Source organism: Atlantibacter sp. (assembly GCF_032062175.1).
Lineage (GTDB): Bacteria > Pseudomonadota > Gammaproteobacteria > Enterobacterales > Enterobacteriaceae > Atlantibacter.
The window spans coordinates 85,204-97,179 of the sequence record NZ_DAMBQK010000002.1 but is presented as its reverse complement, the minus strand read 5'-3'; the positions used below and the strand labels follow the sequence as shown (position 1 = coordinate 97,179).

At 56.4% G+C, this 11,976-nt stretch carries 12 protein-coding genes; 5 read left to right on the top strand and 7 right to left on the bottom strand.

Translation table 11 applies throughout. The features are described from left to right. Positions 1-59: 59 nt before the first annotated feature. Together RT120_RS02680 and hslJ are read left to right on the top strand one after the other, a co-directional pair. Complete coding sequence (locus tag RT120_RS02680; protein ID WP_312979060.1) at positions 60-1,049, top strand: 2-hydroxyacid dehydrogenase; 990 nt, start codon at positions 60-62, stop codon at positions 1,047-1,049. A 91-nt stretch (positions 1,050-1,140) separates the two neighbouring features. Then, entirely contained in the window at positions 1,141-1,563 is a 423-nt protein-coding gene (gene hslJ, locus RT120_RS02675; RefSeq protein ID WP_312979058.1) for a heat shock protein HslJ, read from the top strand. On the opposite strand, the gene RT120_RS02670 is transcribed toward hslJ, so the two are convergent. Beyond that, entirely contained in the window at positions 1,560-1,826 is a 267-nt protein-coding gene (locus RT120_RS02670; RefSeq protein ID WP_125294415.1) for a DUF333 domain-containing protein, read from the bottom strand. The genes hslJ and RT120_RS02670 overlap by 4 nt on opposite strands. 263 nt (positions 1,827-2,089) lie before the next feature. Here RT120_RS02670 and nifJ point away from each other — a divergent pair, with 263 nt between their 5' ends. Further along, a complete protein-coding gene (gene nifJ / locus RT120_RS02665; protein WP_312979056.1) occupies positions 2,090-5,620 on the top strand; it encodes a pyruvate:ferredoxin (flavodoxin) oxidoreductase in 3,531 nt (1,176 codons plus the stop codon). Positions 5,621-5,681: 61 nt separating this feature from the next. Here the strand turns inward: nifJ and dbpA are convergent, their stop codons facing one another. The 3 genes from dbpA to RT120_RS02650 all read right to left on the bottom strand — a co-directional run bounded on the left by dbpA (position 5,682) and on the right by RT120_RS02650 (position 7,721). Continuing rightward, the gene (dbpA, locus tag RT120_RS02660) at positions 5,682-7,055 is read right to left on the bottom strand and encodes an ATP-dependent RNA helicase DbpA (protein ID WP_312979053.1); all 1,374 of its coding nucleotides are present in this window, start codon (positions 7,053-7,055) and stop codon (positions 5,682-5,684) included. 105 nt (positions 7,056-7,160) lie between these two features. Beyond that, positions 7,161-7,355: a hypothetical protein gene (locus RT120_RS02655; RefSeq protein ID WP_312979051.1), complete on the bottom strand. Its 195-nt coding sequence runs from the start codon at positions 7,353-7,355 to the stop codon at positions 7,161-7,163. A gap of 60 nt (positions 7,356-7,415) precedes the next feature. Beyond that, positions 7,416-7,721, bottom strand: coding sequence for a DUF4156 domain-containing protein (locus RT120_RS02650; RefSeq protein ID WP_312979049.1), 306 nt, complete (start codon positions 7,719-7,721; stop codon positions 7,416-7,418). 263 nt (positions 7,722-7,984) lie between these two features. Here RT120_RS02650 and ttcA point away from each other — a divergent pair, with 263 nt between their 5' ends. Further along, entirely contained in the window at positions 7,985-8,920 is a 936-nt protein-coding gene (gene ttcA, locus RT120_RS02645) for a tRNA 2-thiocytidine(32) synthetase TtcA (protein WP_312979047.1), read from the top strand. Positions 8,921-8,951: 31 nt separating this feature from the next. On the opposite strand, the gene RT120_RS02640 is transcribed toward ttcA, so the two are convergent. Both RT120_RS02640 and zntB read right to left on the bottom strand, forming a co-directional pair. Further along, the gene (locus RT120_RS02640) at positions 8,952-9,086 is read right to left on the bottom strand and encodes a hypothetical protein (RefSeq protein WP_312979046.1); all 135 of its coding nucleotides are present in this window, start codon (positions 9,084-9,086) and stop codon (positions 8,952-8,954) included. 272 nt (positions 9,087-9,358) lie between these two features. Then, complete coding sequence (gene zntB / locus RT120_RS02635; RefSeq protein ID WP_312979044.1) at positions 9,359-10,342, bottom strand: zinc transporter ZntB; 984 nt, start codon at positions 10,340-10,342, stop codon at positions 9,359-9,361. Between the two features lie 184 nt (positions 10,343-10,526). Here zntB and RT120_RS02630 point away from each other — a divergent pair, with 184 nt between their 5' ends. Continuing rightward, entirely contained in the window at positions 10,527-11,681 is a 1,155-nt protein-coding gene (locus RT120_RS02630; protein WP_312979041.1) for a membrane-associated sensor domain-containing protein, read from the top strand. Here RT120_RS02630 and RT120_RS02625 read toward each other — a convergent pair. Beyond that, the gene (locus RT120_RS02625) at positions 11,678-11,944 is read right to left on the bottom strand and encodes a DksA/TraR family C4-type zinc finger protein (protein WP_312979039.1); all 267 of its coding nucleotides are present in this window, start codon (positions 11,942-11,944) and stop codon (positions 11,678-11,680) included. The two genes, RT120_RS02630 and RT120_RS02625, sit on opposite strands and share 4 nt — an antisense overlap. Positions 11,945-11,976 lie beyond the last annotated feature (32 nt).

Sequence of the window (11,976 nt, the reverse complement as noted above, 5' to 3'; positions counted from 1 at the left end):
TTTGTAAGAAAATTTGAATCATGCTAACGTGATCACAGAAAATCACTGGAGAATGTCTTATGAAACTGGCCGTGTATAGCACAAAACAGTATGACAAGAAGTATCTACAGCATGTTAACCAGGAATATGGTTACGATATCGAATTTTATGACTTCCTGCTCACTGAAAAAACCGCTAAAACCGCGCACGGCTGCGACGGGGTGTGTATTTTCGTGAACGATGACGGTAGCCGCCCGGTTCTGGAAGAGCTTAAAAAGCAGGGCGTGAAGTTTATCGCCCTGCGCTGTGCCGGGTTTAATAATGTCGATTTAGACGCCGCCAAAGAGCTTGGCCTGCGCGTGGTGCGCGTCCCCGCCTACTCGCCGGAAGCCGTTGCAGAACATGCTATTGGCATGATGATGTGCCTCAACCGCCGTATTCACCGCGCTTACCAGCGCACCCGTGACGCCAACTTTTCTCTCGAAGGATTAACCGGTTTTACCATGCACGGCAAAACTGCCGGGGTCATCGGCACCGGTAAAATCGGCGTCGCCACGCTGCGGATCCTCAAAGGCTTCGGGATGCGCCTGCTGGCGTTTGACCCGTACCCGAGCGCGGCGGCCCTGGATATCGGCGTGGAATACGTTGATTTACCGACGCTGTTCTCTCATTCGGACGTGATCTCCCTGCACTGCCCGCTCACCCCGGAAAACTATCACCTGTTAAACCAGGCGGCCTTCGATCAGATGAAGGATGGCGTGATGATCATCAACACCAGCCGTGGCGGGTTGATTGACTCCCAGGCCGCCATCGATGCCCTGAAGAACCAGAAAATCGGTTCGCTGGGTATGGACGTGTATGAAAACGAGCGCGATCTGTTCTTTGAAGATAAGTCCAACGACGTGATTCAGGATGACGTGTTCCGTCGCCTGTCCGCCTGCCACAACGTGCTGTTCACCGGGCATCAGGCGTTCCTGACTGAAGAGGCGCTAATCAGCATTTCCGAAACCACGCTGGATAATTTGCGCCAGCTGGAAAACGGCGGCGAGTGCCCGAACGCGCTGGTATAGGTCTTTTAAGACGATCCTCAATGATTACGCGGACATAACGTGGCACACTCCTCGCGTAATCATTGATGGCGTAAATACTTATGGAGGAGTTATGAAAAGATTAACCTGTTTAGCACTCGGCATCACCCTGCTCGCTGGCTGCGCGCAATCCGCCAGCGATGCGCTGTCCTCAAAAGATCTGGAGCATCGCCGTTATGTGCTGGAAAGCGTCGACGGTAAACCGCTAACCGCAAATTCGCGCCAGCAGGATCTCAGCTTCGGCGAAAATCTGCACGTTGCGGGCAGCATGTGTAACCGCTTTATGGGCCAGGGCAAACTGGATGGCAACGTGCTGAAAGTAGACGGCATGGCCTCCACCCGGATGCTGTGCGCCGAGCCTGAACTTAACCAACTGGATAACCTGATCGGCGAGATGCTGACAACGGGTGCCACAGTCGACGTTAAGCCGCAGTCGCTGACGTTAAAAAACCCACAGCACACTCTGGTTTATAAGCAGGCCGACTGGGTCAATTAATAGCTGGCGCAGCTACCGGACGCTAAAGCGGCTTCGCTACAGCGTTTGCCGTTCGGTAATGCGCACATGCCAATTAACGAGCCGTCCAGTTGCCGCGCGGATAAAGCCGCGCCGCCGACCATCGCGCAGTTGGCTTCGCCGGAACTGGACATTGCGGCCTTCATGCCGGGCGCCACGTGCGCCGCCGTCGCCTGTTGGACCGGTTCATTACTGCACGCGGACAAAAAAAGTGCCGCACACCCCACTAAAAACGCTGCACGCATGACGCTCCCCTCATTAATAAACAGCAAAACCCCTGCAATATAGGCGAGCCAACGCCGTCACGTCGATAGCACCTGCGCCACTTTCGGCGTCTGGACACATTTTTTAGCACTTTTATGGCTATTCGCGCCTGAAACGATCAGAAGATATATTGAGGACACAAAAGCGAAAATGGCCCAGGCGGCGCTTTGCTAAACTTAGTGAATTATTTCAGGACTCCACGCTGAGGGAGTTTATTTAATTTTGCGCAATGTAAGGGTGTCGAATGATCACAATTGACGGTAACGGCGCAGTCGCCTCGGTGGCGTTTCGCGCCAGCGAAGTGATTGCTATCTACCCCATCACCCCCAGTTCTACCATGGCGGAGCAGGCCGACGACTGGGCGGGCAACGGGGTGAAAAACGTCTGGGGCGATGTCCCACGCGTGGTGGAAATGCAGTCAGAAGCCGGGGCGATCGCCACGGTTCATGGCGCGCTGCAAACCGGTGCGCTGTCGACGTCGTTCACCTCCTCACAGGGATTGTTACTGATGATCCCGACCCTGTATAAACTTGCCGGGCAACTCACCCCGTTTGTGCTGCACGTGGCCGCGCGTACCGTCGCCACCCACGCGCTGTCGATTTTCGGCGATCATTCTGACGTGATGGCGGTGCGCCAGACCGGCTGCGCCATGCTGTGCGCCAGCAGCGTGCAGGAAGCGCAGGATTTCGCCCTGATTTCCCATATCGCCACCCTGAAAAGCCGGGTGCCGTTTATTCATTTCTTTGATGGTTTCCGCACCTCCCACGAAATTAACAAAATCGTTCCGCTCTCCAACGAGACGCTGCTAAGCCTGTTGCCGCAGGAGGAAATTGACGGCCACCGCGCCAGAGCGCTGAACCCGGAACATCCGGTGATCCGCGGCACCTCCGCCAACCCGGATACGTATTTTCAGTCCCGGGAAGCCACCAACCCGTGGTACGACGCGGTCTATGACCACGTTCAGCAGACGATGGACGATTTCGCAGCGGCGACGGGCCGCCAGTACCGTCCGTTTGATTATTACGGCCACCCGCAGGCCGAACGTGTGATCGTGCTGATGGGCTCGGCTATCGGCACCTGCGAAGAAGTGGTGGATGAACTGCTGACGCGCGGCGAGAAAGTCGGCGTGCTGAAAGTCCGGCTGTTCCGCCCGTTCAATGCCAGCCAGATGCTGGCGGCGCTGCCGCAAAGCGTGCGCCAGGTTGCCGTGCTGGACCGCACCAAAGAGCCTGGCGCGCTGGCGGAGCCGCTGTACCTGGACGTGATGACCTCGCTGGCGGAAGCCTTCAGCCGCGGCGAGCGCGAAACGCTGCCGCGCGTAATTGGCGGGCGCTATGGGCTCTCCTCTAAAGAGTTCGGCCCGGACTGCGCGCTGGCGGTATTTGAAGAGCTGCGCCAGGCGAAGCCGAAATCACGCTTTACGGTGGGGATTTATGACGACGTTACCCATCTCTCTCTGCCGCTGCCGGAAAACACCCTGCCGTCTCACGCCAAACTGGAAGCGCTGTTCTACGGTTTAGGTAGCGACGGCAGCGTGTCAGCCACCAAAAACAACATCAAAATCATCGGTAACGCCACGCCGTGGTACGCCCAGGGCTATTTTGTCTATGACTCGAAAAAGGCGGGTGGCCTGACGGTTTCCCATCTGCGGGTCAGTGAAAAGCCGATTAACTCTGCTTATCTGGTGGACAAAGCCGATTTCGTTGGCTGCCACCAGCTACAGTTTATCGATAAATACCAGATGGCCGAGCGCCTGAAACCCGGCGGCATTTTCCTGCTTAATACGCCGTATAGCGCTGAAGAAGTCTGGGATCGTTTGCCGCAGGATGTCCAGGCGGTGCTCAATCAGAAGCAGGCGCGGTTTTATATCATCAACGCCCAGAAAATCGCCCGCGAATGCCAGCTCGGCGCGCGTATCAACACGGTAATGCAGATGGCGTTTTTCCATCTGACCCAGATTCTGCCGGGCGACAACGCCCTGCAACAGCTTCAGGGCGCGATAGCGAAAAGCTACAGCAGCAAAGGCCAGGAGCTGGTGGAGCGCAACTGGCAGGCGCTGGCGCTGGCGCGGGAATCGATCTCCGCCGTGCCGTTGCAGCCGGTGAACAGCCAGAGCGCCAACCGCCCGCCGGTGGTCTCCGACGCCGCGCCGGACTTCGTCAAAACCGTCACCGCCGCCATGCTGGCGGGCCTCGGCGATGCGCTACCGGTTTCAGCCCTGCCGCCGGACGGCACCTGGCCGGTGGGCACCACCCGCTGGGAAAAACGCAATATCGCTGAAGAAATCCCGATCTGGAAGCCTGAGCTGTGTACCCAGTGTAACCACTGCGTCGCCGCCTGCCCGCATTCGGCTATTCGCGCCAAAGTGGTCTCGCCTGAGGACATGGAGAACGCGCCGGACGCCCTGCAATCGCTGGATGTGAAATCACGCGATATGCGCGGTCAGAAATATGTCCTGCAGGTTGCGCCGGAAGACTGCACCGGCTGTAATTTGTGCGTGGAAGTTTGCCCGGCAAAAGATCGCCAGAACCCGGACATCAAGGCGATCAACATGATGTCGCGCCTTGAGCACGTGGAAGAAGAGAAAGTGAATTATGACTTCTTCCTGAATCTGCCGGAAATCGATCGCAACAAGCTGGAACGTATCGATATTCGTACCTCGCAGTTAATTACCCCGCTGTTCGAATATTCGGGAGCCTGTTCCGGCTGCGGCGAAACGCCGTATATCAAACTGCTGACCCAGTTATACGGCGACCGGTTGCTGATTGCTAACGCCACCGGCTGCTCGTCCATTTACGGCGGCAATCTGCCCTCCACGCCGTACACCACCGACGCCAACGGGCGCGGCCCGGCATGGGCTAACTCGCTGTTTGAAGACAACGCCGAATTTGGCCTCGGCTTCCGCTTAACGGTGGATCAGCATCGAGCGCGCGTGATGCGCTTGCTGGAGCAATTTGCCGACAAGATCCCGGCAGAGCTGAATCAGCAACTTCACAGTGAGGCCACGCCGGACGTCCGCCGTGAACAGGTGGCACAACTGCGCCAGCATCTTGCCGGGGAAACCAGCGTTGATGCGCGCCAGTTGCTCACCGATGCCGACGCGCTGGTGGAAAAATCCATCTGGCTGATTGGCGGCGACGGCTGGGCCTACGACATCGGCTTTGGCGGTCTGGACCACGTGTTGAGCCTGACCGAGAACGTCAACATTCTGGTGCTGGATACTCAGTGCTACTCCAACACCGGCGGCCAGGCGTCTAAAGCGACGCCGCTTGGCGCGGTGACCAAATTTGGCGAGCACGGCAAGCGTAAGGCGCGTAAAGATCTCGGCGTCAGCATGATGATGTACGGGCACGTCTATGTGGCGCAGATCTCGCTGGGTGCCCAGCTTAACCAGACGGTGAAGGCGATTCAGGAAGCGGAAGCCTATCCGGGGCCGTCGCTGATTATCGCCTATAGCCCGTGCGAGGAGCACGGCTACGATCTGGCGCTCAGCCACGATCAGATGCGTCAGTTAACCGCTACCGGCTTCTGGCCGCTGTACCGCTTCGACCCGCGCCGTGCCGATGAAGGCAAACTGCCGCTGGCGCTGGATTCTCGTCCGCCGTCAGACGCGCTGGCCGATACGCTGCTCAATGAACAACGCTTCCGCCGGCTCAATTCGCAGCAGCCGGAAGTGGCGGAGCAGTTGTGGAAGGATGCCACGGCAGATCTGCAAAGACGCTATGACTTCCTGGCGCAGATGGCGGGTAAAGCCGAGAAAGCCAGCAGCGAGTAAGCTGGCTATATAAACCAAAATCCCCGCTTTTTTGAGCGGGGATTTTTTTATCTGGCGAAAGTTATTTCAGCAAACGCACTTTGCAGGACTTGCCTTTGATTTTCCCCTGCTGGAGCTGCTTCCAGGCGTGACGGGCTACCGACTGGCGCACCGCCACGTAGGCGTGCATCGGGTGCATATCGATTTTGCCGATGTCCGCGCCATCCAGCCCCATATCTCCGGTGAGCGCGCCGAGAATGTCACCGGGGCGCATTTTGGCCTTTTTACCGCCGTCGATGCACAGCGTCGCCATTTCCGGCTCCAGCGGTTTGACGTTAGTGCCCATCACTGGCTCACGCCAGTCCAGCGACAGGCCCAGCATCTCAGCAAGAATCGTTGCCCGCTGCGCTTCTTCCGGGGCACACAGGCTGATCGCCAGCCCGCTCTGCCCGGCACGTGCAGTACGGCCAATGCGGTGAACGTGGACTTCCGGGTCCCAGGAGAGTTCATAGTTGATGACCATCTCCAGCGACTTGATATCCAACCCGCGCGCGGCGACATCAGTGGCCACCAGCACCCGGCTGCTGCCGTTGGCGAAGCGCACCAGCGTCTGGTCGCGGTCGCGCTGTTCCATATCGCCATGCAGCGCCAGCGCGCTCTGGCTGTGCTCGTTCAGCGCGTCGCACACCTCCTGACAGTCTTTTTTGGTATTGCAGAACACCACGCAGGACGCAGGCTGATGCTTGCTTAACAGGCTCAGCAATAACGGGATTTTCTGGCGGCGAGAAGCCTCATAAAACTGTTGCTCGACGGCAGGCAGCGCGTCCACGCTGTCGATTTCAATATGCTCGGCGTTGCGCTGCACGCGGCTGCTGATGGCAGCGATGGATTCCGGCCAGGTGGCGGAAAACAACAGCGTCTGGCGCTGCGACGGCGCATGGCGGATCACATCGTCAATGGCATCGCTAAAGCCCATATCGAGCATGCGATCGGCTTCATCCAGCACCAGCGTTTTTAACGCTTCCAGCGATACGGTGCCCTTTTCCAGATGATCCAGCAAACGCCCCGGCGTGGCGACAATGAGATGCGGAGCATGTTGTAAAGAATCGCGCTGCGCGCCAAACGGCTGGCCGCCGCAGAGTGTCAGCACTTTGATGTTCGGCAGATAGCGCGCCAGGCGACGCAGCTCTTTTGCCACCTGATCCGCCAGTTCACGGGTTGGGCACAACACCAGCGACTGGGTAATAAACCGGCTGGCGTCGATATGCTGAAGCAGCCCCAGCCCAAACGCCGCCGTTTTGCCGCTGCCGGTTTTCGCCTGCGCGCGTACGTCTTTTCCCGCGAGAATGGCCGGTAATGCCGCCGCCTGAACCGGGGTCATGGTGTGGTAGCCCAGCTCGTTAAGGTTGGCGAGCAGTTCGGCAGGCAAAGCATTTAAGGTTGAAAAGGCAGTCACGGTCATCTCTCTGAAATCAAGCGGGCCGCTATGCTAGCAGATTCAGGTGGCGTGGTCATTTGGCAGACGAAAACAAACAGGCCCGAAAACCGGGCCTGATGTTTATTACGCGTTAAACGGGTCTTTTTCATCGTCTTCGCTGTCATCGCGCTTGCGGGGGATTTCACCCTGCTTATTGGGCGCGTCGTTCACCTGATGCTCGTCCTCTTCATAAGCATTCCCCGCGTTTGGCGCGGCCTCAGGCAGCCCTTTGCTCACTTCGCCTTCTTTATTACGTTCGAAATTGGTTTTATCAGACATAACTTTCTCCCATCAGATGTCGTGAGTTAAGTGTAGACGACGGGGGAAAAGTGAAGATATTCAGCGGGTCTTTGCACACTTCAATGCGCTACCGGTGCCGCCCCGGTCATCAAGGGTTTGCAACACCACCGAATCCGCGCCCAGTTTTAAGGCTTCCATTTGCAGATCGTTTTTCACCTGCTGCTGGTATTCAGCCATGTCCAGGAAAGCCATAGGATTACGGTGCGATACCACGTTGCCGACAAACTGGCACTGCGCGGAAAACGCACTGTTGCCTTTAATGATACCGACCTGTTCCGCCTGCGGGTTAACCGTCGCGCAACCCGCCAGGCTTACCATTCCCAACGCCATAATGATTTTTTTCATGATTTCACCCCAGATTAATTTACGCGCAGCATAATGCATAAACCTCAGCGGATCATAAACGGAATGTCACCAGGCCCGGCGATATATTCTGCATCCGGCATCCCGTTTACGCTTTATTGATGACAACGGATAGCGGGCAGAGATAAATCCTGCTGGCAATCGCCGCCGTAATCCGTACCATACACGCCACGCAACGCATTGCTCATGCATTAACTGATACGGGAACGCTCCGTATCCCTCTGAATCAACCGGTCACGCGAACTATGCAAGATACCCAGCAGATTGATAAAAAAACGCAATACAACTTGAATAAACTCCAGAAGCGCCTGCGCCGCAATGTCGGCGAAGCCATTGCCGATTTTACTATGATCGAAGACGGCGACCGGATTATGGTTTGCCTGTCGGGCGGCAAAGACAGCTACACCATGCTGGAGATTTTGCGCAATCTGCAACAAAGCGCGCCGATCAGCTTTAGCCTGGTGGCGGTTAATCTCGACCAGAAACAGCCGGGTTTCCCGGAGCATGTGCTGCCGCAATATCTGGAAAGCATCGGCGTCGAATACAAAATTGTGGAAGAAAACACTTACGGGATCGTCAAAGATAAAATCCCGGAAGGGAAAACCACCTGTTCACTCTGCTCCCGTCTGCGTCGCGGCATTTTGTACCGCACCGCCACCGAACTGGGTGCCACCAAAATCGCACTCGGCCACCATCGTGACGACATTCTGCAAACCCTGTTCCTGAACATGTTCTACGGCGGGAAAATGAAAGGCATGCCGCCGAAGCTGATGAGTGATGACGGCAAACACATTGTGATCCGTCCGCTGGCCTACTGCCGTGAGAAAGACATCGAGCGTTTTGCCGAAGCCAAAGCCTACCCGATTATCCCTTGTAACCTGTGCGGCTCCCAGCCAAACCTCCAGCGCCAGGTGATTGCCGATATGCTGCGCGACTGGGACAGACGCTACCCGGGGCGCATCGAAACCATGTTCAGCGCCATGCAAAACGTGGTGCCGTCGCACCTGAGCGATATCAACCTGTTTGATTTTAAATCCATCACGCACGGTAGCGACGTGGTAGATGGCGGCGATCTGGCATTCGACCGCGATGAAATCCCGGTGCAGCCGGTGGGTTGGCAGCCGGATGAGGACGAACAGTTGGATATCAGCAACCGTTTGGATATCGTCGAAGTGAAATAAGCGAAACGCCCTCAATCTCGAGGGCGTTTTTTTATCGTTGCGGCGGTGCCGCCAGGATCGGGCCCGGATCGGGTGTGGGTTCAGGGATGGGCTGAGGCCGTGGGATCGGGTCCGGAACGGGAACCGGATCGGTGGGTACCGGGTCACTCATCTTGATAGTCATCATTACCTCCAGAAGTGGCTGTACTCCTTAAGCGTAGAAGCCCCTTTCCGACTGGCAAAAAAAAAGCCGACTGATTAGAGTCGGCGTCGTACGAATTAAATTGTGCTATGCAGTAATTCAAAAAAGGAAGTAAGACAATATGGAGCGCAACGCCCATCGCTTGACGTTGCATTCACCTGCAAGAGAGAGTTTGCCCGCAGTAGCCGCTTTTTTTATTGACTTTGCTCAATAAGAAACGCTTTAAAAGGTTCCAATATTGTTAAAAATGTGAATTTTTACAGCCATTTACTGCGATGCAACCACCAGGTAACACCCCCAATTAGCACCACTAACATCAGGCAAAACAAACTAAATCCTAACCGCCACTCGCCGCCGGGGATGCCGCCGAGGTTAACGCCGAACAGCCCGGTTAAAAACGTACTGGGTAAAAACACCATCGCCATCAGCGACATGGTATAAGTCCGGCGCGCCAGGGATTCCTGCATCACCTGGGCGATTTCATCGGCCATGATGGCGGTACGCGAAATACAGGCGTCGATTTCATCCAGCCCGCGCCCCAGCCGGTCAGCAATGTCCTGCATTCTGCGGCGATGATCGTCGGTCATCCACGGCAGGCGTTCGCTGGCGAGCCGCGCATACACGTCGCGCTGGGGTGCCATATAGCGGCGCATCACGATCAACTGCTTGCGCAATAGCGCCAGAAAGCCGCGCGGCGGGATTTGCTGATCCAGCAGGTTGTCTTCGAGGTCAATAATCTTATCGTGCAGCTCCTCGATAAACTCACTGGCGTGATCGGTTAGCGCATCGCAGATGTCCACCAGCCAACTGCCGCCATCCGTCGGGCCAGTACCGTCGTTGAGATCCTGCACCACGTCGTCCAGCGCCAGCACTTTACGCTGCCGGGTGGAAACAATCAGCCGCTCGTCCATATACAGGCGCATCGCCACCAGTTGGTCGGGGCGCTCGTCGGTGCTGCCGTTAATACAGCGCAGCGTAATCAACGTACCATCGCCCATACGGGTCACGCGCGGACGGGTGCTTTCCCCTGCCAGCGCATCGCGCACGGTATTGGGTAGCAGCGGCGTGGTCGCCAGCCATTGGGCGCTTTCAGGGTGGGTATAATTGAGATGCAGCCAACAAGGGTGCTCTTTATCAATGGTGTCATCGTTATCCAGCGGTTTCACGCCGCCTTTTCCATCCAGTATCCATGCAAATACCGCATCCGGCACATTCAGTTCCGATCCCTTTATCGCCTGCACGTAAGCCTCCTGGTTTGACCGGGCAATGGTGTCAGTCTAGTCTCCTGCTTCTCTGTGGCAAGAGGCCACCGTTTGCTGTCATACCGTTTGCTCATTACGAAAGCAAACAGTTAACATAAGCAATAAAAATACGTTAATCCCCTTTCCTGTTTTCTTTTGTTTTTCTTCGTACCAGGAGCTTTAAGTGACTGATAAACAGCCACGCTGCGTTAATTTTGAACTTCATGCCGCTGAAATGCGTCGCCAGGCCATTACCGTCAGCACAAGCTGGTTCCTGTGGGTAAATATCCTGTTTTCGCTGTTTATTCTTGGACGTAACTACTTTTCGCCGGAACCGCTCGTCGCCGTGCTGCACCGCCCCCACCACGTGCTGGAAAGCGCGATGGTGCTGGTGCTTGCAGCGTCATCCAGCGTGCTGTTTATTTTACGCATGGCGCCGGATCGCGAGGCAATATGGTTAAGCCAGCTCGCCAAAGGCACGGTGCTGTTTTTAAGCCTGGCCTGGGCGCTTTCGTTTTATGTGTTTATCGCCAGCGGCGATATGCGCGTTATCTTTCCCCTGGCGGCACTGCTGCTGTTTACCGCGTTGATTTCGCTCTATTTTGATGTTCGCGTGTTGCTCACGTTTATTGTGCCGATCTGGCTGGCGATACTGGTGAGCACGTTTGCTTACGACCAAAGCCCTACCGCGCTCAATGTGGTGCTGTGGTTGCTGCTGGCCGCGCTGCTGGAATCAGGCCGCCGGATGCTGAATAACTGGTTTTTCCTGGCGCTGCGACGTGGGCAAGAAAAAAGGGATTTGATTAAGCAACTGGAAACGCTGGCGAGTTACGATCCGTTGACCGGCATCGCCAATCGCCGTAACTTTCAGCAGCAGCTTGATATTGCTATCCATGAGGCCACCCAGACAGGCGGCGAACTGGCAATGATTATGGTGGACGTCGATCATTTTAAGCGTTTTAACGATCATTACGGTCATCAGGCCGGGGATGTCTGTCTGAAGGAAGTGGCGAACCAACTTAAAAGCGCGGTGAGAAAACGGGAAGACAGTGTCGCGCGCCTCGGCGGCGAAGAGTTCGCTATCCTGCTGCCGGGCGGCGGCGGCGAGGCGGCACACCGCGTGGCGCGTCGGCTGGCATGGCGTCTGGAAAATTTAGCGATTGAGCATGCCGCATCGCCGGTCAATAAACACGTGACGGTCAGCCAGGGGATTTCGGTCTGGAAACCAGACATGTCAGGAACGGTATTTATTGCCCAGGCGGACGCGGCGCTGTATCAGGCTAAGGAGAGCGGACGTAACCGCTGGAATGAATATACTGCGGCACGTCATCCGGACTAACGCAACTGGCTGTCTTTTGAACCCCGCCGGTTGTAACCCGAGAAGCGTTGTTTTTCAGTATCTGCCTTTTGCTGGCAGTTAATGCATAACCGTACCCCCGGCACCGCTTTTTGCCGGGCGAGTGGGATAGGTTCGCCGCACTCTTCGCAATGCGTCAGGCTTTCGCCTGATGTCAGATCCTGTCGAGCCCGGGAAATTGCGTCTTCAATCGTACTGTCGATTTGCTGCTGTACCGCATCGTCATTCGCCCAACCCGATGCCATAACCGCCCCCTTAAGCATAAATGCTTAGTAGT

Bases quoted from the DNA above. Each gene is read 5' to 3' on its own strand.
- RT120_RS02625 (WP_312979039.1), bottom strand. From the start codon at position 11,944: ATGGCATCGGGTTGGGCGAATGACGATGCGGTACAGCAGCAAATCGAC.
- hslJ (WP_312979058.1), top strand. From the start codon at position 1,141: ATGAAAAGATTAACCTGTTTAGCACTCGGCATCACCCTGCTCGCTGGC.
- RT120_RS02670 (WP_125294415.1), bottom strand. From the start codon at position 1,826: ATGCGTGCAGCGTTTTTAGTGGGGTGTGCGGCACTTTTTTTGTCCGCG.
- RT120_RS02655 (WP_312979051.1), bottom strand. From the start codon at position 7,355: ATGTCTGATAAAACCAATTTCGAACGTAATAAAGAAGGCGAAGTGAGC.
- nifJ (WP_312979056.1), top strand. From the start codon at position 2,090: ATGATCACAATTGACGGTAACGGCGCAGTCGCCTCGGTGGCGTTTCGC.
- RT120_RS02650 (WP_312979049.1), bottom strand. From the start codon at position 7,721: ATGAAAAAAATCATTATGGCGTTGGGAATGGTAAGCCTGGCGGGTTGC.
- ttcA (WP_312979047.1), top strand. From the start codon at position 7,985: ATGCAAGATACCCAGCAGATTGATAAAAAAACGCAATACAACTTGAAT.
- RT120_RS02640 (WP_312979046.1), bottom strand. From the start codon at position 9,086: ATGATGACTATCAAGATGAGTGACCCGGTACCCACCGATCCGGTTCCC.
- RT120_RS02680 (WP_312979060.1), top strand. From the start codon at position 60: ATGAAACTGGCCGTGTATAGCACAAAACAGTATGACAAGAAGTATCTA.